The organism is Comamonas sp. HJ-2, assembly GCF_053615495.1.
Window position 1 is genome coordinate 179,076 of record NZ_JBSIFD010000009.1, and the last position, 20,641, is coordinate 199,716.

Here is a 20,641-nt window from a genome sequence, read left to right on the forward strand (position 1 = left end):
ATCATTCTAGGCAGGCTGTTGGCGACGTGAGAGTCGAATCACTACATACGCCAGTGTCACGTAAGGCCAGAGCCAGCCCAGCCATTGGCCCAGACCGTAGAAGCGGATGAAGCGGCCTTGCTCCCAGGCCTGCAGGGTCTGGGCGAAGTACACGTTCGTCGGGGCCTGATTGAGGATGCTCAGATGCAGCACCAGCACCAGCAGCAATAGCACGGCGCACATGCTGCGCGAGGCAGGCAATGCAATCACGGCCAGACCCAGCCCACCCCAGACACCCAGGCGCACCGGCAGATCCACCCACTCCCAGGCATGGGCCGGGCCCCAGCTCAACGCGGCCGACAGCGCTGTCACTCCCACCCCTGCTGCCACCAGAAGCAGTCCGGCCAGCGCGCGGCGGCCCATATGACGCACGGCGCAGTAGGCCAGCAGGCAGGGAATCCACAGCCCCAGCATTACGCATAGCATCTCCGTCACCAGCGACAGCGGCGTCATGGCGAAATCGCCCAGTGGCAGCCAGTCTTCGAACGGCGTGTTCAGCAGCCAGTCCTGCAAGGTGTCGTCGATGCGCTCCAGCACCTGGCCCAGGCCAAACGGCACGGCCGCCGGGAACAGCAGCGCAAACGGCCACAGCGCCAGCAGCACCAGCACGCCGGCACCGCCCTCGCCCAGCCACTGGTTGCGAAATGCACTCCAGCGCGAGAGAGCCCCCAGCCTCTCCAGCAGCGCAGCCAGCAGGGCACCGATCAAGGTACCGCCGGCATTGAGCACCAGATCCAGATTGGACGGCACGCGGCGCGGCAGATAGATCTGCAGAAACTCCATGCACAGCGACAGCAGCGTGCCGGCAAGAAAAGCCAGCGGCACGGCCAGCCTGGGCTGGCCCGAGCGCATCAGAGCCAGCGCCAGGAAAAAGCCCAGCGGCGCATAGCCGACGATATTGGTGTTGACGTCGAACCAGGTCCAGTAAGGCGGCGGAATCCTCGCGAACAGGAACACGCTGGGATCGATGCCCTGGGCGCGCCAGCCGTCGAAGGGGAACAGGCTGGCAAAGACAATGAGCAGCCCATAAACCAGCGCCAGCGGCCAGGCCGAGGTATGGCGCATGGAAATCACCGGCACCGCGGAATCGGACACAGTCGCCTCCTACTCTCAGTGCAAGATTCAGAAGGGCTTGACCACCACCAGAATCACGGCAGCGATCAGCAGCAGCACCGGCACTTCGTTATAGAAACGGAACCAGCGATGGCTTTTATGACAGGTGTTGTCCGCCAGCTTGCGCAGCAGCACGGCACAGCTGTGGTGGTAGCCGATGACCAGCAGCACCACGGCCAGCTTGGCATGCAGCCAGCCGCCCGCGAAGCCCCAGCCCAGCCACAGCCACAGGCCCAGACCCAGCGCGGGCACGGCCAGCATGGTGGTGAAGCGCAGCAGCTTGCGCGCCATCAGCAGCAGGCGCTCGCGCTCGGCCACCGAGCCCGGCGTGACCATGGCGATGTTGACAAAGATGCGCGGCAGGTAGAACAGACCAGCAAACCAGCTGGCGACAAAAACGATGTGAAAGGCTTTGACCCATAGCATGGAGCCAGTGTAAAGGCCTGCGCTGCGCCACAGCCGCTGCGCGCCGCGTCTTTACCTCGAAGCTCGGGCCCAGTCGCGCCGGTCGTCATGGAATAGTCACGCAGCTGCAAGCCAAGCCATGACGAATGGGGCACAATTTTCCCCATGCATTTGTCCAGCCCTACTCCTTTTCCCCAGAACCGTCCGCGCCGCCTGCGCCGCGATGCTTTCACCCGCAATCTGGTGCGCGAGAGCGTGCTGACGCCGCACGACTTCATCTACCCCGTGTTCGTGCATGAAGGTCAGAACAAGCGCGAGGCCGTGCCCTCCATGCCCGGCGTGGACCGCCTGAGCCTGGACCTGCTGCTGCCCGTGGCCGAGGAATGCGTGAAGCTGGAGATTCCCTACCTGGCGCTGTTCCCCGCCATCGAATCCAGCCTCAAGACCCCCGACGGCAAGGAAGCCCTGAACCCCGACGGCCTGATCCCGCGCGTGGTGCGCGCGCTGAAAAAGGAATTCCCCCAGCTGGGTGTGATGACCGATGTGGCCCTGGACCCCTACACCAGCCACGGCCAGGACGGCATCCTGGACGAGAGCGGCTACATCATCAACGATGACACCGTCGAAGTGCTGGTCGGCCAGGCCCTGGCCCATGCCGAAGCCGGTGTGGACATGGTGGCCCCCAGCGACATGATGGACGGTCGCATCGGCGCCATCCGCGAGGCCCTGGAGCTGCAAGGCCATATTCACACCCGCATCATGGCCTATAGCGCCAAGTACGCCAGCGCCTTCTACGGCCCCTTCCGCGACGCCGTGGGCACACGCGGCGCCCTGGGCAAGGCCGACAAGAATGTCTACCAGATGGACCCAGCCAACACCGACGAAGCCCTGCGCGAGGTGGCACAGGACATCGCCGAAGGCGCGGACATGGTCATGGTCAAGCCCGGCATGCCGTATCTGGACGTGGTGCGCCGCGTCAAGGACGAGTTCAAGGTACCGACCTTCGCCTACCAGGTGTCCGGCGAATACGCCATGCTCAAGGCCGCTGCCGCCAACGGCTGGCTCGATCACGACGCCGTGATGATGGAAGCCCTGCTGGCCTTCAAGCGCGCGGGCGCCGACGGCATCCTGACCTACTTTGCCATCGACGCCGCCAAGAAGCTGCGCGGCCTGTAACAAAATTGATAGCTGTCAGCGTAGGTCATGCTTGCGCCTGAGAGCATTTCAGGCATGATCTGACGGCCCGTGCAGCTTGCACGGGCCGTTTTTACATCTGCTTTTTGCACTGACATCGAGACTGCCTAATCCCATGCGCGTGCTGCATATCTCTCCCCTCTATGCCCAGCCTGTTGACGGACTGCCCACGCAGGCGGCAACCACGGGGTTTTACTGGGTCTCCTGCACACGCTCGGAGCTGGAGGCTCAGCTGCCAGCCATTCAGACCATGTTGGTCAGGCTGGGCGGCTCCGCCCTCGTGGACCTGCATGTCTCCGACCTGTTGAATCCGGCCATCCCTTCCAATTACGACTACACCTCGGTGTACGACGTGCTGGTATTCCGCCGGCTGGCCAACGCCCATCTACCGCCGCTCAGCGGCAACCACGCCTCGCCCGCGTCAGCCGCGGCCTCACCGCCAGGCCTGCCTGCAGTGATGGCAGGCACCGGCAGTGCGGCATCCAGCGCCCCGCCTCCATCGCACAACCCGGCCCACAGCGGCCAGCGCGAAGCGCCGGTGCTGCAACGCGTGGAAACCCAGCCCGTGGGCTTTGCGCTGTATGACCAGATTCTGCTGTCCGTGCATCCCGACGGCTGCTTTGTACTGGAAAACTTCTGGCAGCGCCTGATTTCCGGCCCCGCCAAGACTGACAGCCGCCAGGCCAGCACCAAGATGCCCGTGGAGCCTGCCGACCTGATGCTGCGCATGGTCAACGGCATGGTGGACGGCTACCTGGATCTGCGCCGCACACTGACGCGCCAGATCGACCACTGGCAGATGGCGCTGCTCAAGCCCAACAAGCGTTTCAGCAACTGGGCCAGCGTGCTCGACGTGCGCCTGGCGCTGCACCAGTTGGATGAGATCTGCGAAGACCAGCGTGCCGCCGTGCAGGACTGGACCGAGGCGCTGGAGGGCTGGCCGCCCGAGCACACACCTGCGCGCCAGCATGAGCGCGAACTGCTGCGCGTGCGCTCGCGCGACGTGCTCGAACATATAGAGCGCGTGACCCACCACATTCACCGCATGGAGCAAAGTGCCGAGACCGCCGTGCAGATGCACTTTTCGGCTCAGAGCAACCGCGCCAACGACATCATGCGCACGTTGACCACGGTGACGGCCATCTTTCTGCCGCTGAACCTGATTGCCGGCATCTTCGGCATGAACTTCGAGTTCATCCCGTTCGTCCACAAAAAGGACGGCTTCATCTGGGCCCTGGTGGCCATGGTGATCATCACCGTGGTGCTGGTGGCCTATTTCTGGCGCCGCCGCTATCTGGAAAGCGAAGAAAAAGAATGACCCCCTGAGGCGCTTCCGCGCCTTCCCCCAAGGGGGACGACATCCTCGCTGCGCGGCGGCGCTTGCTTGATGTCTCTGATGGGGGACCGCCCAGCGGCAACGGGCTTTAGATAAAAACAGCTGCTTGCGCTTATATATAAAGCACAAGCAGCTATTGTTTTTATATCAACCCAGATACTGGGCGAAGAAGGCCAGAGTGCGCTCACCTGCCAACGCTGCAGCGGCTTCGTTGTAGGAGCCGCGCTGATCGCAGTTGAAGCCATGGTCGGCCTCATAGACATGGACTTCCACCTTGGGCTGGGCCTTCTTGAAGGCTTCGACGGACTCCAGCGAGATGTAGTGATCCTTGCTGCCAAAATGGGCCAGCACCGGGCACAGCGCCAGACGGCTGGCTTCCAGTTCGCCCGTCATGCCGCCGCCGTAGTAGCAGACTGCAGCCGAGACGCTGGCCAGATTGCAGGCCGAGCGCCAGGTCATGAGGCCGCCCCAGCAAAAGCCCACCACGCCGATCTTGCCGCCAGGCACCAGAGTCGCCGCATGGGCCACGGCTGCTTCCACATCGCGCAGCGCGCCAGGCTCAGGCAGGGCTTCCACTGCGGTCTTGAGCGCAAAGCCGGCCTTCATGTCTTCTTCGCTGTAACCCAGCTCCACATCGGGCTTGACGCGGGCAAACATGGCGGGCGCCACGGCCACATAGCCCTGGGCTGCGTAGCGGTCTGCCACGGAGCGGATATGCGAATTCACGCCGAAGATCTCCTGCAGTACCACGATGGCACCGCGTGCCTGGCCCTCGGGCATGGCCACATAAGCCGGGGTTTTTGCGCCATCCACGGCTGTCAGTTCAACAAAGCTGCCCATTGCGAAGCTCCTTAACATGGTTCAAAAGGGAAATCCGCGACGCGGCCGCCAGCAATGCTGTAATGGCTGATGCCGCGTCGATGATTCGGCCATTTTTTCACAGGAGTGTTGATGCAAGCTATCTCAGCCCCACAAAAGGCCGACAGTCGCAAGAAGCCCCCCATGCCAGGAGGCGAGCTGTAATGGATATCAAGCCCCTGATCACCCTGGTCGCCATCATCAACCCGCTGGCCATCGTCCCGTTCTTCATCCACTACACGGCCGGCTTCGACGCCGAGCAGCGCTGGCAGACGATTCGCACCGCCGCCTTTGCCGCCTTCTGCGTGATTGCGGTCTGCGCCCTGCTGGGACTGCAGATTCTGCAGTTCTTCAATATCTCGCTGCAAAGCTTTCAGGTCGGCGGCGGCCTGCTGCTGCTGATCAGTGCGATGAACATGCTCAACGCCCGTCCCGCCGAAGACCGCCCCAACAATGCCACGCTGGCAGCCGGCGTCGAGAAGGCCGCCGAGGGCAACAGCATTGCCGTCGTACCGCTGACCATTCCGCTGCTGACCGGGCCTGCCGCCATGTCCACCGTGGTGATCTATGCCGATCAGGCGCGCACCATCTGGCAGCATGTGGCACTGGTCGGCTATGGCGTGGTGGTGGCCGCTGCCATCATGGTCTGCTTTTCGCTGGCCCACCCGATTGCCCGCGTGCTGGGCAAGACCGGCATCAATGTGATGACCCGGCTCATGGGACTGATTCTGGCCGCGCTGGCCATCGAGGTGATGGCCGGCGGACTGATCAAGATCTTCCCCATCCTGGCCTCCCCGGCGATATACCCTTAACCCAAAAAATACTTCCCCTGAGCGGCTGCGCCGCTTCCCCCAAGAGGGACGGCAGCTTCGCTGCGCGGCGGCTCTTGCTCGCTGTCTCTCGCCTTATCGCGTGCCAGTTTCAGGCAGTTACTACTTCCATTTTTTCAGCTTCACCACAGGCACCACCACAGCCGGTGATCGGCTCCGCAGGCAAAGCCTCGGGCACCAGCACCGCGCCGGTCACCGGGTCAAAGCCCGCGCGGCGCATGTGCAGGGCCAGGGCGGCATCCATGTTCTGCGCATGGTGGCTGAACCACGGACCTAGCTCGGCCGCCATATGGCGGATCGTGGCCAGATCGCCCTGCCCGCCCTTGACCGCCCCCTCGCGCAGCACGGCCAGCACCACCTTGTGCTGCTGGCTGTGGCAGTTGCCCGTGGCAAAGCCCGTGGTCTGCATCCAGCGGTCTTCCTGATCGAAGTGCTGCTGGGTATGGGCAATCAGCTCGTCCCAGAGCGCGCACAGCTGCTCGTCGCCCGCAGCTTCCACCTGGGCCAGCAGGGTGACGAACTCTTCATGCACCGCGTCCATGACGGGAAAATCCAGGATGAGAGCGGCATTCCATTCGAGGCTGGCCATGGCAGTTCCTTGTGCGAGGTTGAGGAACTGGCAGCTTAAGAACAAGGCCCGGCCCGGCCATTGACCCACATCAGCAAAGCAGCTGCCCGCGAGTAAGCAGGACTTGCCCGGAATCAACAAAGCCCTGCATGGCAGGGCTTTGGGAGCGGAAATGCCTGGGACTGGTCGGGCCCTAGCGCCCGTAACCCTGCAACCAGCGGCTGAGCTGGGCAGCCGCCTCGTCCACGGCGCGTGCCATGGCCTGGGCACCGCCGGCTGCGTCGGCCGAGGCCGCCGGAACTTCGACCGTGAACACCTTCTGGCCCAGCAATTGGTTGCCTGCACTCTCGCCGGCACCGATCAGGCTGGCGCTCAGGCGCAGCAACGCACGGCTGTTGCTGGCGTTGTCGAAGACCTGGCTGAACTCGTCCACCGTCACGCGCAGCTGCGCAATCGAGCGCTTGTCGGCCTGCAGGGGGCGGACATTATCCTTGCCCGAAAGCACGGGGCGCTCCAGCCCCAGGCGCATGCGCAGGCGCTGCTCCACCATCTGAGCGGGAGGCAGGCTCCAGCGCGCGTTCTGGTAGGCACGCAGTTGCTGGCTGTCGCTGTAGTTCAGACGGTAGAACATGGCCGTCAGGCCCTCGGGCAACCCCGGCGCCTGGACTTCGGCCAGCACCAGCGGTACCGGCGCCACGGAGGGTGCGGCCGCATTCGCGGCCGGCACTGCCAGGTCGGCCATGCCCAGGTCATATCGCACCGGTTGCGTGGGTGCCGTGGGCAGGCCCGAGCAGGCGGCGAGCGCCAGTACCAGGGAAGAAGCGCCCAGCAATCGCCATGCTCCGCGGCCGGTGAGTGAAATCTTTGTGTCTGCCATATTGATTCCTTTGGGACTTAGGCCAGCCAGAATGAGTAGCAGGCATTTCCATCGAAAAGCTGCCTGCCCGATCCGAATTGGCGCAAGTCGTGTCCTTGTTGCTTCTTCACTTGGCCGGAGCCACGAAACCGGGCTCGCCGGGGCCTGGCAAGCCCATTCCCTGGCCGTAGATGACGGATTGCGGGTTGTCATTGAAGCGGCCCGCGGCCGCGCCCATGCTGCGCGCGGCGCGCGAGACATCGTCGGCCGCGCCGTTCATGCGCGGCAAGGTGCTGCGCCCCAGCGACTCGGCCGCCTGCGACAGGGCCTGCGTGCCCTCGGCAATCTGCTGCAGCGGACCATCGGGGGCATTGACCTTGCGCACGGTCTGCTGCAGATCGGTCGCCACGCCCGTGGCGGCATTGCCGGCCTTGGTAAGGGACTGCAGGGTCTGGTGCGCATCTGCCGTGATCTGTGGAAAGTCCTTGGCCGTCTTGTTCATGGTCTCGGCCAGATCCTTGATCCCGCCGGATGCGGCAGCGATATTGTCGAGCGCCACGCTCACCCGCTTCTGGTTGTCCTCACCCAGCATGGAATTGAGGCGGCGTGAAATTTCGTCAACCCGCTCCAGCAGCACCGGCCCCTGGTCGGCCAGCATGTTCAGCGGCGATGATTTCATGGGCAGGCGCGGCAGGCCGCTGGGCCCGGGCTTGAGCGGTTGCGAAGACTTGCTGTCATCGTCGAGCTGGATATGGGCCAGCCCCGTCACTCCCTGATAGCCGAGCTGGGCGTAGGTGGCCGGCGTGACCGGCGTGTCCTCGCCCACGGCAATGCGAATCAGCACATTGCCGGAAATCTGCGGATCAAAACCGATGCGCACCACCTTGCCCACGGGCACGCCCTTGTAGCGCACCGTGGCCTGGGGCTGCAGGCCGCTGACTCCGTCCTTGGTGGACATTTCATAGAGCTGGTATTCGCGGTTGTCGCGCGTCAGCCAGACGGCCAGCCCTGCCAGCAGGGTCGCCACCACCAGCACGAAGATGCCGGCAGCCATGGCATGGGACTTGTTTTCCATCAGCTTTCCTCTGCGGCCACGCCGCCTTGCACCGGGGCCATGGCACGGCGGCCACGCTCTCCCTGGAAGAAATGTTCAATAAACGGGTGCTTGATCCGGGCCACGTCGCGCGGAGCTCCGGTGAACAGCACTTTTTTCTCGGCCAGCACGGCCACTCGTGTGGACAGCGCGAACAGCGTATCCAGATCGTGGGTGACCATGATCACGGTCAGGCCCAGCTCTGCATGAATATCGCGCAGCAGCTCGCAGAACTCGTCCGAGCCCTTGGGGTCCAGCCCCGCTGTGGGTTCGTCGAGCAGCAGCAGCGGCGGATCCATCATCAGCGCGCGCGCCAGCGCCACACGCTTGATCATGCCGCCCGACAGGTCCGCAGGCATGCGCGAGGCATGCTCGGGCTTGAGGCCCACCATCTGCAGCTTGACCATGGCCGCATCGCGCACCACGGCATCGGGCAAGGTGCCCTGCTCACGCAGCGCAAACGCGATGTTGTCGAGCACGTTGAAGGCCGAATACAGCGCACCCTGCTGGAACAGCATGCCCACCTGACTCGCCGCCAGCTCGCCGCTGATGACTTCGCGCGAGGGCCGGCCATCCACGGTCACCGTGCCGCGCGATGGCGAGAGCAGCCCCAGTATCTGGCGCAGCAGCACCGTCTTGCCCGTGCCGGAGCCGCCCACCAGGGCCAGAATCTCGCCCGGGTAGACATCGAAGTTCAAGTCCTGGTGCACGGCAAAGCGCGACTCGCCCTCGCCGAACTCGGTCCACAGGTCCACTGCCTGCACCAGGGGTTTCACATCCTGCGGCGGCGCGTAATCGCCCACGGCACCCTCGATACGGCGGTTGTGCATCACCTCTGTCATTGGCGTGCCCCCCGCTGCACGAGGCTGGCGCGACCCAAGCCAGAAACGCCGTGCAAGGGCCGCCCCGCAGCGAAGGTGTCGTCCCCTTGGGGGGAAGCGGCGAAGCCGCACAGGGGGTAGTTCATCCTAAAAGCCCACGTTTCTGAAGAGGATGGCAAAGATGGCATCCACGATGATGACCATGGTGATGGATGACACCACCGCCGCCGTGGTGCCACGACCCAGGCTCTGGGTATTGGGCTCTACCTTCAGGCCCCAATGGCAGCCGATCAAGGCAATCAGCACGCCAAACACCACGGACTTGCCCATGGCCAGCACCAGATTGCCGACCTTCACGGCCGCGGGCAGGCTTTGCACGAAATAGGAGGGCGTGATGTCCATGGTCAGGTCCGCCGCGACCATGCCGCCAGCCAGTGCCGCAAGAATGGTCCACAACGCCACCAGCGGCATGGACACGGCCAGCGCCAGCGCACGCGGCAGCACCAGCCGGTAACCCTGGGAAATGCCCATGACCTGCATGGCGTCGAGCTCCTCGGTCACGCGCATCACGCCGATCTGCGCCGTGATGGCCGAGCCGCTGCGCCCCGCCACCAGAATCGCCGCCAGCAGCGGCCCGAGCTCGCGGATCAGCGAAATGCCAAGAATGTTGACAATAAAGGATTCGGCCCCGAACTGACGCAGCTGCAGCGCCATCAGATAGGCCAGCACCACGCCGATCAAAAAGCCGACCAGCGCCGTGATCGGCAAAGCTGTCGCTCCCGTTGCATAGAGATGGCCCGAAATATCACGCCAGGGGCCGCGAAGCGGGTTGCGCAGCAGGCGCAGGCAGTCCAGCAGCAACTGGCCGACCAGCTGGATCAAGTTGGAAAAGTGCCCGCAGGCATCGATCACCATCTGACCCAGCCGATTGACCTCGCACATCCATCCCGAGGGCTCGGGCTTGGACTCGGGCACTTCGCTGAACCTGGCCACACGCTCCAGCATGGAGCGCTGGGTCTTGGTCGTCAGCAGTTGGGCCGGCCAGGCCTTGCCCCATTGCTCCCACAGCAACTGGGCACCGATATGGTCGAACCAGACCATTTGCTGCAAATCCCAAGCCGCGCCCTTGGGCACGGCCCTGATCTGCGGCGCCAGCCGGCGCCAAATATGGCGGTCGCCCAGCTCGGCGGCACTCCAGCGGCCCGCAGGCACGGCCCATTGCTGACCTTCGCGGGACTGCAGCGGGCATTGAGGTAGTTGGTCTGAGCTGGGCAAAGAAAAGCTTCCTAGGACATGGGGGAGACGGGCTGACCGCAGGGGCCAGCATAACGCGCCAAGCGAGGAGCATGCCAAACGCAGCACGTAGGCCGCTGCCGCATGCCACGCAATGATAGCGTTGCAATTTTTATCAAAAATCCGCGAAAGTCAAAACCAGCACTGCGCCGACAGCTTCCAAAACAGGAGTATGCGAGCGCTTTCCCTATCGACACCCGCAAGCTCATCACACCTAATGAACCAGCCTTTTTGCCCATGACTGCCTGATGCTCTGGCCTCTGCGCCTAGCTGTACCGGCCTTTTGATCTGCCCATGAGTGATACCCAGTTCGACTACATCGTCATCGGCGGCGGCACAGCAGGTTCGCTGCTGTGCAACCGTCTCACCCGCAACAAGAATCACCGGATTCTGCTGATCGAAGCCGGCGGCAAGGATGACTACCACTGGATCCACATCCCCGTCGGCTATCTCTATTGCATAGGCAACCCGCGCACCGACTGGCTCTATCAGACCGAGCCCGACCCCGGCCTCAACGGTCGCAGCCTACGCTATCCGCGCGGCAAGACACTGGGCGGCTGCTCCAGCATCAACGGCATGATCTATATGCGCGGCCAGGCCCGCGACTATGAGCAATGGGCCGAGCTCACCGGCGACGACACCTGGCGCTGGGAGCAGGTCCTGCCGGCTTTCAAACAGCATGAAGACCATTGGCGTCTCGACGCCGGCGGCAGCGCCAGCGAAGAGTTCATGCGCCTGCACGGCAGCAAGAGCACCGGCGGCAGCGGCGAGTGGCGCGTGGAGAAGCAGCGTCTGCGCTGGGACATACTCGACGCCTTTGCCCAGGCCGCGCAGCAGGCCGGCATCCCGGCCACCGACGACTTCAACCGCGGCTGCAACGAGGGCGTGGGCTACTTCGAGGTCAATCAGAAATCGGGCCTGCGCTGGAACACTGCCAAGGCATTTCTGCGCCCCACCTGCTATGGCCGTCCCAACTTCGAGATGTGGACCCGCGCTCAGGTGCGCCGGCTGATTCTGGAAGATCTGCCGGACGGCAGCCAGCGCTGCACCGGCGCCGAAGTCTGGACCGGAGAGGAGATGGTGACTGTGCAGGCCGGGCGCGAGGTGCTGCTCTGCGCGGGTGCGGTCAACTCACCGCATATTCTGCAGCTGTCGGGCATAGGCCCCGGCGAATTGCTGCAGCGCCATGGGATGGCTGTGCGCCGCGATCTGCCCGGCGTGGGCGCCAATCTGCAGGACCATTTACAAATCCGCTCGGTCTACAAGGTGCAGAACGCCAAGACGCTCAACACCATGGCCGGCAGTCTCTGGGGCAAGGCGGCCATCGCCCTGGAATACGCACTCAAGCGCAGCGGCCCCATGAGCATGGCGCCTTCGCAACTCGGAGCCTTTACACGCAGCAATCCGGCATTGGCCCACCCCAATCTGGAATATCACGTGCAACCGCTGTCGCTGGATGCCTTTGGCGAGCCGCTGCACGACTTTGCCGCCTTCACCGCCAGCGTCTGCAACCTCAACCCCAGCAGCCGCGGCACGGTGCAACTGCAAAGCGCGGATTTCCGCCAGGCTCCGGCCATCGCACCCCATTACCTCTCCACGCCAGAAGACCGGCAGGTGGCGGCAGACAGCCTGCGCGTCACGCGGCGCATCGTCAGCCAGCCGGCGCTTGCGCGCTTCCAACCCGAAGAGTTCAAGCCCGGTGCTCAATACCAGAGCGACGAGGAGTTGGCGCGTCTGGCCGGTGATATCGCCACCACCATCTTCCACCCCGTGGGCACGACCAAGATGGGACGCGCCGACGACCCGATGGCAGTCCTGGACAGCCGTTTCAAGGTGCGAGGCGTGCAGGGTCTGCGCGTGGTCGATGCCGGCGCCATGCCCACCATCACCAGCGGCAATACCAACAGCCCGACGCTGATGATGGCCGAGAAGGCGGCGCAGTGGATTCGTGACGCGACCTGAAAAACGGCCGCACGAAAAGCCGAGCGATTCACTGCGACAAGCCCGTCAGCGCCCGAAATTCGCTCTGGAGCGCAAAGTCTGTACTAGCGGAAGAATCCCGCGCGGCGTCATTCCCCATTAAGCAAAGTCCTCAGAGATCTTTTGCTTATAAGCATATGACGCTATTGTTTTTGAAATATCTCAAAACTCATAAGGATGTCACGAAACTTTCTGATTCATTTGTCAGACGTTTTTGATATAACCCAAGGGAATTCCCCAATGCACCACACAGGTGCAGCCCTTACATTCTCGTCACTCTCGCTGCTCCACGAAGCAGCATGGAGGGCCGAGGAGACAACTCGACACAACCAGACCAATACATATAAAAGCATCAAAGATGCGTTCAAAAGCGCCCCACAGTGGGCGCTTTTTTTATGCCTGCGCACAAGCTTGAGGCTGCGGTGCGACAATGCCGGCGCCATCCTCGGGCATTCAAGCCCGCTCTCCCCTGGCTTCTTCATCCCGCCTCCGGCAGCGCCGCCCAGCGGCAACGCGCGTTGCTCACGGCATGCACCAATTGCAGGCATTTGCTCCATGGAATGGATTCTTGTTTCCCTCGCCTCGGCCCTGGCCGGGTTTGTTGACGCCATCGTGGGAGGCGGCGGACTGATTCTGGTGCCGGCCATGTTTGCAGCCTTCCCCACCACCACGCCTGCCACGCTGTTTGGAACCAACAAGAGTGCCGCCGTCTGGGGCACGGCCATTTCCGCCTGGCAGTACAGCAAGCGTGTGCATATCACCTGGGCCACGCTGCTACCCGCCATCGGCACGACGCTGGTGGGAGCTTTTCTCGGAGCCTGGGCTGTCACATTGATTTCGCCCGATTTTCTGCGCAAGCTGCTGCCCTTCATCCTGCTGGGCGTGCTGGGCTACACCCTGGCCAAAAAAGAGCTGGGCCGCGACCACGAGCCGCGCCTGGCAGGCCGCACCGAGATGCTGACCGCCAGCGCCATCGGCCTGCTGATCGGTTTCTACGACGGCTTCTTCGGCCCGGGCACAGGCAGCTTCTTCGTGTTCCTGTTCGTGCGCCTGCTGGGCTATGACTTCCTCAACGCCTCGGCCAGCGCCAAGCTGCTGAACCTGGCCTCCAACGCCGCGGCACTGCTGCTATTCACTCTCAAGGGCCATGTCTGGTGGCACTTTGCGATTCCGCTGGCCGTGGCCAATGTGCTGGGCAGCATGCTTGGCACCTGGATGGCCTTGCGCCACGGCACGGGCTTTGTGCGCACGATTTTCATCGGCGTGGTCAGCCTGCTGATTCTGAAGACAGGTTACGACGCTTTTCTGCGTTAAACCATTACACAGCAAGCGTTAACAGCTATCAATTTATCAAGGTGCTGTTTCGTCGTCGGACAGCACCGAGATATCTTCCACACGACGCGGCGTGCCGATCGGTGCGCCTGCCTTGCCCTGGCGCACCGCAGCGATATCAGCCTCGCTGGGATAGTTGCCCACCAGCCAGTAGTCCAGTATGCGGCGTGCGATAGGCGCGGCAGCCGCTGCACCGAAGCCGGCATTCTCCACAATCACGGCCACGGCAATCCTGGGCGCTTCGGCCGGGCCGTAGGCGATATAGAGCGAGTGGTCGCGCTGGTACTCGGCCAGACGCGCAGCGTTGTACTTTTCCTTCTGGCCCACGCTCACTGCCTGGGCCGTGCCGGTCTTGCCGCCCGACAGATAGCTGGCACTGCCGAAGACGCCACGGCCCGTGCCGCCGGTCACCACTCCGACCATGCCGCGCTTGACGGCATCGACATTGCTCTGCTTGTAGCCCAGATTGACGGGTGCCGGCTGAACAATGGCCGTGCGCGTACCGGTGACGGAGTCGATCAGCTCCTTGCCCACATGGGGCGTGAAGCTCATGCCGTTGTTGACCAGCGTGGCCAGCGCATGCGAGAGCTGGAGGATGGTGAAGTTGTTGTAGCCCTGGCCGATGCCCAGGGAAATCGTCTCGCCTGCAAACCATTGCTGCTGGGCGGCGCGCTTGTAGGTCTTGCGCTTCCACTCCTTGCTGGGCAGCACACCGCGCACCTCTCCGGGCAGGTCGATGCCGGTGATCTGGCCAAAGCCCAGCGGCTTCATGAAGTCGTGGATCGCATCCACGCCCATCTCGTTGGCCAGGGTGTAGAAATAGACGTTGCTGGAATGCTGGATGGCGCGCGCCAGATCGACCGGCCCCAGTGCGTGGCCCGAGCGGAAGGTGTGGCCGCCGAAAGTCCAGGAGCCGCCGTCCTGGATCACCGTGCCCGGCGTGCGCTTGCCGGTCTCTATCCCCGCCAGGCCCATAAAGGGCTTGTAGGTCGAGCCCACGGGATAGGTGCCGCGCATGGAACGGTTGAGCAAAGGGCGGTCCAGCGATTCGTTGAGTGCCTTCCAGCTTTCCTGGTCGATGCCGTCGACAAACAGATTCGGGTCGTAGGTCGGCTTGCTGACCATGGCCAGCACCTCGCCGTTGCGCGGATCCATGGCGATGGCCACGCCGCGGCGGTTGCCGTAGAGGTCTTCCACCATCTTCTGCAGCTTGATGTCCACCGACAGCTGCAGGCTGTGTCCCGGCGTGGCAGGGCGACTGCCCAGGCGGCGCACGGCATGGCCGCCAGCCGAGGTTTCCATTTCCTCCCAGCCGGTCTGACCGTGCAGTTGCAGCTCATAGCTCTTTTCAGCACCCAGCTTGCCCATGACCTCGGTGCCGCGGTAGTTGGCCGCATCGTCGGAGTCGTCGATCTCTTCTTTTTCTCTTTGGTTGATACGACCGATGTATCCGATCAAATGGCTGCCGGTTTCCTTGAGCGGGTAGGTGCGGAACAGGCGGGCCTTGATATCCACGCCCGGAAAGCGATAACGCTGAGCCGCGAATTTGGCGACTTCCTCATCCGTCAGGCGCGAGCGGATCGGAATCGACTCAAAGCTCTTGGAGTCATCCATGAGCCGCTTGAACTTGCGGCGGTCGCGCGGCGTGATCTCTATGACCCCGGACAGCCCTTCGATGGTCTCGTCCAGATCCTCGACCTTGGAGCGTGTGATCTCCAGCGTATAGGCCGAGTAATTGGTCGCCAGCACCACGCCGTTGCGGTCCAGGATCTGGCCCCGGTTGGGCACGATGGGGACCACCGCCGTGCGATTGCTCTCGGCCCGCTCGGCAAATTCCTCATGGCGCTCGACCTGCAGCACCAGCAGACGCCAGACCAGCAGACAGAACGCCAGGAACACCACGCAGCCCATGACGACTGCACGCATCCGGAAGCGCTGCAGCTCGACTTCGGTGTTGCGAATCTCCATCATGCGCAGGCTCCCCGCACGCCAAGCCAGTGACTGCAAGCAAGGGCCGCCCCGCAGCGAGGCAGTCGTCCCCCCCCGCGAAGCGAGAGGGGGAAAGGCGCGCAGCGACTCAAGGGGGCTTTCATCTACAGAGGCCGGTTTTCATCGCTGTCCGGCGCACGGCGCTGCGGCGCCAGCAGCAAAGCGCTGACCACAGGCCACAGCAAGGTCTCGATCACTGGAGCTATCAGAAACTCCAGCCCGGGGAAGATACCTCCCGTCGCCACACGCAGCAGAACCTGAATGCCGTGCGCCGCAGCAAACACCGGCAATAGGTGCAGGGCCTGCACGGGGCTCGAGAACCAGAGCAGGCGGCGACTCATCCAGCCCGTCACGAAGACCAGCAAGGTATAGGCCAGTGCATGCTGGCCCAGCAGCGAAGCCCGGTCCACATCCATGATCAGCCCCAGCACAAAGGCAATACCCAGACCCACGCGCTGCGGCTGATTCAGACTCCAGAAGGCCAGCAGCAGCAGCAACATGTCCGGCAGCCAGACGATGCGGCCCAGCGGAAGCATGTTGACGGCCAGGCCTATCACCAGGGTGACGACGATGAACAGAGGATTGACCGGCAGCAACAGCTGCTGGCCGCGCGGCATGATCATGCAGGATCCTTTGCAGGCTTGGCGGCCTTGGTCCCCGCCTTCTCAGCGGCGGCCTTCTCCTTTTCGGCAGCGGCCGCCTCCTTTTTGCCACGAGCCTTGGCAGCCCGGTCGGCCTTCTCGGCATCGGCCTGGGCCTGCATATTGGCGGCCTCGGGATGCTCGGTACGGCCCTGGGGCTTGAGCACCATCACATGGCGCACACCCTGCACACGGCCCACGGGCTCGCAGTAGATGCGGGTGAAGGCCGAGTCGGCACGGCGGTCCACGGTCACCACCTTGGCCACGGGCAGGCCCGTGGGATAAAGCCCGTCAATACCACTGGTGGTGAGCAGATCGCCCACCTGTACATCTGCGTTGCTGGGCATGAAGCGCAACTCCAATCCGCCGGCGCGGGTCGAGGATGCATCGCCATAGGCGACGCTGCGCGCGCCAGTGCGCGGGTTGAAAACGGGAATGGCCTGATCGCGATCAATGAGCAGCGTGACCTCGGCACGCGTCGGATAGACGCGCGTGACCTGACCTATCACGCCTTTTTCATCGAGCACGGGCGAGCCCGGCGCAATATTGTCCGCCTGCCCCTTGTCGATCACCACGCGGCGCGTATAGGGGTCAGGACTGTCATAGACCACCTCGGCCACCTGCCCCGGCGTCAACGAGCGCTCACGCAACTCCAGCATGGAGCGCAGATGCTCGTTCTCCTTGATCAACTCGTCGGCCAGCTCGGCGCGCTGAGCCATGACGACCAGCTCCTTGCGCGCAGCATCCTCGCGGGCCACGGCCTGCTGTTGCACCTCGGCATAGCGGCTGGCGTTCTGATAGGCCAGCACGGGCTGGGCCACCAACCATTGCACGGGCGACAGCGCCACCGACAAGGCCGCGCGCACCGGCGTGGTGATCTTGAAACGCGCGTCGGCCACCATCAAAAACAGCGCCAAGGCGCTGTAGAGGGCAAGCTGGGAAGTGCGCGAGGCCTGTTGCTTGAACAGTGATGGAGCGCGGTGGTCCAGGGTGTCCAGGCTCATGCGTGCTCCCGCGGCATGGCCGCATGCGCACGGCCTCCTGGATCAGAAGGAATGCAAAAAGAGAGCGCGGTATGCAGGCGTATCACGGACTCAGGCCCTGTTCATGGAAGTGGCTGCGGTACGCGCACTATGCCGCGTGCCGCAAAACACCACATTGCACAGCGATTAATCGCTGGTGAAGATGCTGCCCTGGCGATCCATGGTCTCCAGCGCCATGCCGCAGCCGCGCACCACGCAGGTCAGCGGCTCCTCGGCCACCAGCACGGGCAGACCCGTCTCTTCGGCCAGCAGACGATCCAGATCGCGCAGCAGCGCACCGCCGCCGGTCAGCATCATGCCGCGCTCGGCAATGTCGGCGCCCAGCTCGGGAGGCGTCTGCTCCAGCGCATTCTTCACGGCGGAAACGATCTGATTCAGGGGGTCGGTCAGCGCTTCCAGCACTTCGTTGGAAGAGATGGTGAAGCTGCGCGGCACGCCTTCGGACAGGTTGCGGCCCTTGACTTCCAGTTCCTTGACTTCGGAGCCAGGGAAAGCCGAGCCGATCTGCTTCTTGATCAGTTCTGCCGTCGGCTCGCCGATCAGCATGCCGTAGTTGCGGCGGATATAGCTGATGATGGATTCATCGAACTTGTCGCCACCCACGCGCACGGAGCCCTTGTAGACCATGCCGCCCAGCGAGATCACGCCCACTTCGGTCGTGCCGCCGCCGATGTCCACCACCATGGAGCCAGAGGCTTCGGACACGGGCAGGCCCGCGCCGATGCCGGCAGCCATGGGTTCTTCGATCAGGTACACGGCCGTGGCGCCCGCAGCTTCGGCAGCGTCCTTGATGGCGCGGCGCTCGACCTGGGTGGAGCCACAGGGCACGCAGATGATGATGCGGGGGCTGGGTGTCAGCACCGAGCGCGGATGCACCATCTTGATGAACTGCTTGATCATCTGCTCGGTGATCACGAAGTCGGCGATCACGCCGTCCTTCATGGGGCGAATGGCTTCAATGTTGCCGGGCACCTTGCCCAGCATGGCCTTGGCTTCGCGGCCGACAGCCTGAATCACCTTCTTGCCGTGGGGGCCGCCTTCGTGACGGATCGCAACCACCGAAGGTTCGTCCAGAACAATGCCCTTGTCTCGGGCGAAAATCAGGGTGTTAGCTGTGCCAAGGTCAATGGCAAGGTCGGTGGAGAAGTACCGACGGAAAGCTCCGAACATTCAGGGTCCTCTCAGGCACGGCTTGCGCATCGGCTGGCCGTCGCCGGGATGTAAGGTAATGGAGTCTGGGTGGTGGGCATTTTTTGCACAATGACCAGCCGAACGGAGGTATTGCGGCAAAGCCGAGATAATACCGTATCCCCTGTGAATAACTTCTACTGTCAGGGTTAGAAACACTGCTTTACACGCGGCGGCCCTGTTAAATAATTTCTATGGCATTGAACGATCAAGACATTGCGCGCATCGCCAACTTGGCCCGCCTTGAACTGTCACAAGACGAAAGTGAGCGCATGCTCGCGCAACTAAACAACTTTTTCGGCATCGTCGAAAAAATGCAGGCTGTGGATACTTCGGGCGTCAGCCCTCTGTCACATCCGGTGGCAGCCATCCAGGACGTCGCCTTACGGCTACGTGACGATTTGGTAAGTGAGGGCAATAACCGCGACGCCAACATGCAGAACGCCCCTGCAGCCGAAAAGGGTTACTTCCTCGTGCCCAAGGTCATCGAATAAACGCGCGGAACCACAAGAACATGAGCCAAACCGAACTCCACCAATTGAGCGTGGCCGAGCTGGCCGCGCAGCTGCGCGCCAAGCAGGTCTCTGCCACCGAAGCCGCCCAGCATTTCCTGGCCCGCGCCAAGCAGCACCAGAACCTGGGCGCTTTTGTCGCCATCAATGAAGACGCCACCCTGGCCCAGGCCAAGGCGGCCGACGCCCTGATCGCCGAAGGCAAGGGCGGCAAGCTGGCCGGCGTGCCCATTGCGCACAAGGACATCTTCGTCACCAAGGACTTCCCCACCACCGCCGCCAGCAAGATGCTGGAGGGCTACCAATCGCCGTTTGACGCCACCGTGGTGCGCAAGCTGGCGGAGTCCGGCGTGGTCACCCTGGGCAAGCTCAACTGCGACGAATTCGCCATGGGCGGCGCCAACGAGAACTCGGCCGTGGCCCCCGTGGGCTTTGACGCGGCACAGCCCGTGCGCAACCCCTGGAACAACGAGCGCGTGCCCGGCGGCTCCTCGGGCGGCTCGGCCGCTGCCGTGGCCGCGCGTCTGGCCCCGGCCGTGACCGGCACCGACACCGGCGGCTCCATCCGCCAGCCCGCCTCGTTCTGCGGCATCACCGGCATCAAGCCCACCTATGGCCGCGCCAGCCGCTACGGCATGATCGCCTTTGCCTCCAGCCTGGACCAGGCCGGCCCCATGGGCCGCAGTGCCGAGGATTGCGCGCTGCTGCTCTCCGAGATGTGCGGCCCCGATCTGGACCGCGACTCCACCAGCCTGGACTACCCGGCCGAGGACTTCGCTGCCCGCCTGGGTGACTCGATCGAAGGCCTGCGCATCGGCGTGCCCGCCGAGTTCTTTGGTGAAGGCCTGTCCGACGATGTCCGCGCAGCCGTCGACGCCGCGCTCAAGGAATACGAAAAGCTGGGCGCCAAGCTGGTGCCCGTGAGCCTGCCGCGCACCGAACTGTCCGTGCCCGTGTACTACATCCTGGCTCCGGCCGAGGCCTCGTCCAATCTGTCGCGCTTTGACGGCGTGAAGTTCGGCCATCGCGCCGCCAAGTACGAAGACCTCAACGATATGTACAAAAAGACCCGCGCCGAAGGATTCGGCGACGAGGTCAAGCGCCGCATCATGATCGGCGCCTACGTGCTGTCCGAAGGCTATTACGACGCCTACTATCTGCAGGCGCAGAAGATCCGTCGCATGATTGCCGACGACTTCCAGGCCGCGTTCAAGGACTGCGACGTCATCGCCGGCGCGGCCGCGCCGACGACGGCCTGGGCCATTGGCGGCAAGGCCGACCCGGTCAGCAACTACCTGGCCGACATCTTCACCCTGCCCGCATCGCTGGCCGGCCTGCCCGGTCTCAGCCTGCCCGCAGGCTTCGGCGACGGCGGCATGCCCGTGGGCCTGCAGCTGATCGGCAACTACTTCAGCGAAGCCAAACTGCTGAACGCGGCCCACCGCTTCCAGCAAGCGACAGACTTCCACCTGAAGAGCCCCGCCGGCATTTAAATGAAACACCCCCTGAGTCGCTTCGCGCCTTCCCCCTCAAGGGGGACGACAGCCTCG

General features: G+C 63.6%; 19 protein-coding genes. 7 read left to right on the plus strand and 12 right to left on the minus strand.

Translation table 11 applies throughout. The annotated features are described in order from the left end of the window. Positions 1-6: 6 nt before the first annotated feature. Both ACWGXF_RS08885 and ACWGXF_RS08890 read right to left on the minus strand, forming a co-directional pair. The gene (locus ACWGXF_RS08885; RefSeq protein ID WP_034357922.1) at positions 7-1,104 is read right to left on the minus strand and encodes a VanZ family protein; all 1,098 of its coding nucleotides are present in this window, start codon (positions 1,102-1,104) and stop codon (positions 7-9) included. Positions 1,105-1,161: 57 nt separating this feature from the next. After that, positions 1,162-1,578, minus strand: coding sequence for a CopD family protein (locus ACWGXF_RS08890; protein ID WP_003064013.1), 417 nt, complete (start codon positions 1,576-1,578; stop codon positions 1,162-1,164). A 144-nt stretch (positions 1,579-1,722) separates the two neighbouring features. Between ACWGXF_RS08890 and hemB the strand changes: the two genes are divergently transcribed. Next, positions 1,723-2,733 carry a porphobilinogen synthase gene (gene hemB / locus ACWGXF_RS08895; RefSeq protein WP_003059450.1) on the plus strand — a complete coding sequence of 337 codons (1,011 nt, stop codon included), beginning with the start codon at positions 1,723-1,725 and terminating at the stop codon, positions 2,731-2,733. Between the two features lie 133 nt (positions 2,734-2,866). Then, positions 2,867-4,069 carry a magnesium transporter CorA family protein gene (locus ACWGXF_RS08900; protein WP_012836762.1) on the plus strand — a complete coding sequence of 401 codons (1,203 nt, stop codon included), beginning with the start codon at positions 2,867-2,869 and terminating at the stop codon, positions 4,067-4,069. Positions 4,070-4,234: 165 nt separating this feature from the next. Here ACWGXF_RS08900 and ACWGXF_RS08905 read toward each other — a convergent pair whose 3' ends face one another. Then, positions 4,235-4,927, minus strand: coding sequence for a dienelactone hydrolase family protein (locus tag ACWGXF_RS08905; RefSeq protein ID WP_012836761.1), 693 nt, complete (start codon positions 4,925-4,927; stop codon positions 4,235-4,237). A 182-nt stretch (positions 4,928-5,109) separates the two neighbouring features. Between ACWGXF_RS08905 and ACWGXF_RS08910 the strand changes: the two genes are divergently transcribed. After that, positions 5,110-5,757: a MarC family protein gene (locus ACWGXF_RS08910; RefSeq protein WP_003059455.1), complete on the plus strand. Its 648-nt coding sequence runs from the start codon at positions 5,110-5,112 to the stop codon at positions 5,755-5,757. 109 nt (positions 5,758-5,866) lie between these two features. Here ACWGXF_RS08910 and ACWGXF_RS08915 read toward each other — a convergent pair whose 3' ends face one another. The 5 genes from ACWGXF_RS08915 to ACWGXF_RS08935 all read right to left on the minus strand — a co-directional run bounded on the left by ACWGXF_RS08915 (position 5,867) and on the right by ACWGXF_RS08935 (position 10,388). Beyond that, a complete protein-coding gene (locus tag ACWGXF_RS08915) occupies positions 5,867-6,364 on the minus strand; it encodes a hemerythrin domain-containing protein (RefSeq protein WP_003070423.1) in 498 nt (165 codons plus the stop codon). A gap of 172 nt (positions 6,365-6,536) precedes the next feature. After that, positions 6,537-7,220 carry an ABC-type transport auxiliary lipoprotein family protein gene (locus tag ACWGXF_RS08920; protein WP_003070420.1) on the minus strand — a complete coding sequence of 228 codons (684 nt, stop codon included), beginning with the start codon at positions 7,218-7,220 and terminating at the stop codon, positions 6,537-6,539. Positions 7,221-7,326: 106 nt separating this feature from the next. Further along, complete coding sequence (locus ACWGXF_RS08925) at positions 7,327-8,274, minus strand: MlaD family protein (RefSeq protein WP_012836759.1); 948 nt, start codon at positions 8,272-8,274, stop codon at positions 7,327-7,329. Beyond that, the gene (locus ACWGXF_RS08930; protein WP_003070417.1) at positions 8,274-9,134 is read right to left on the minus strand and encodes an ABC transporter ATP-binding protein; all 861 of its coding nucleotides are present in this window, start codon (positions 9,132-9,134) and stop codon (positions 8,274-8,276) included. The genes ACWGXF_RS08925 and ACWGXF_RS08930 overlap by 1 nt, the downstream gene beginning before the upstream one ends. A gap of 126 nt (positions 9,135-9,260) precedes the next feature. After that, positions 9,261-10,388, minus strand: a complete 1,128-nt coding sequence (locus ACWGXF_RS08935; protein ID WP_003070415.1) for an MlaE family ABC transporter permease — start codon at positions 10,386-10,388, stop codon at positions 9,261-9,263. 312 nt (positions 10,389-10,700) lie between these two features. Here ACWGXF_RS08935 and ACWGXF_RS08940 point away from each other — a divergent pair, with 312 nt between their 5' ends. Both ACWGXF_RS08940 and ACWGXF_RS08945 read left to right on the plus strand, forming a co-directional pair. Then, a complete protein-coding gene (locus ACWGXF_RS08940) occupies positions 10,701-12,368 on the plus strand; it encodes a GMC family oxidoreductase (RefSeq protein WP_012836757.1) in 1,668 nt (555 codons plus the stop codon). A gap of 573 nt (positions 12,369-12,941) precedes the next feature. Next, a complete protein-coding gene (locus tag ACWGXF_RS08945; RefSeq protein ID WP_003074636.1) occupies positions 12,942-13,700 on the plus strand; it encodes a sulfite exporter TauE/SafE family protein in 759 nt (252 codons plus the stop codon). 36 nt (positions 13,701-13,736) lie between these two features. Here the strand turns inward: ACWGXF_RS08945 and mrdA are convergent, their stop codons facing one another. The 4 genes from mrdA to ACWGXF_RS08965 all read right to left on the minus strand — a co-directional run bounded on the left by mrdA (position 13,737) and on the right by ACWGXF_RS08965 (position 18,561). Further along, a complete protein-coding gene (gene mrdA, locus ACWGXF_RS08950) occupies positions 13,737-15,689 on the minus strand; it encodes a penicillin-binding protein 2 (protein ID WP_003070410.1) in 1,953 nt (650 codons plus the stop codon). A 122-nt stretch (positions 15,690-15,811) separates the two neighbouring features. Then, complete coding sequence (mreD, locus tag ACWGXF_RS08955; RefSeq protein ID WP_003070409.1) at positions 15,812-16,330, minus strand: rod shape-determining protein MreD; 519 nt, start codon at positions 16,328-16,330, stop codon at positions 15,812-15,814. After that, positions 16,327-17,352: a rod shape-determining protein MreC gene (gene mreC, locus ACWGXF_RS08960; RefSeq protein ID WP_003070406.1), complete on the minus strand. Its 1,026-nt coding sequence runs from the start codon at positions 17,350-17,352 to the stop codon at positions 16,327-16,329. Before mreC ends, mreD begins: the two co-directional genes overlap by 4 nt. A gap of 165 nt (positions 17,353-17,517) precedes the next feature. After that, entirely contained in the window at positions 17,518-18,561 is a 1,044-nt protein-coding gene (locus ACWGXF_RS08965) for a rod shape-determining protein (protein WP_003059473.1), read from the minus strand. A gap of 212 nt (positions 18,562-18,773) precedes the next feature. Here ACWGXF_RS08965 and gatC point away from each other — a divergent pair, with 212 nt between their 5' ends. Together gatC and gatA are read left to right on the plus strand one after the other, a co-directional pair. Continuing rightward, positions 18,774-19,073, plus strand: a complete 300-nt coding sequence (gene gatC / locus ACWGXF_RS08970; protein WP_003074628.1) for an Asp-tRNA(Asn)/Glu-tRNA(Gln) amidotransferase subunit GatC — start codon at positions 18,774-18,776, stop codon at positions 19,071-19,073. Positions 19,074-19,093: 20 nt separating this feature from the next. Beyond that, positions 19,094-20,584 (plus strand): Asp-tRNA(Asn)/Glu-tRNA(Gln) amidotransferase subunit GatA, encoded by a 1,491-nt coding sequence (gatA, locus tag ACWGXF_RS08975; RefSeq protein WP_054073296.1) that lies wholly within the window; start codon positions 19,094-19,096, stop codon positions 20,582-20,584. The last annotated feature ends 57 nt before the right edge of the window (positions 20,585-20,641 follow it).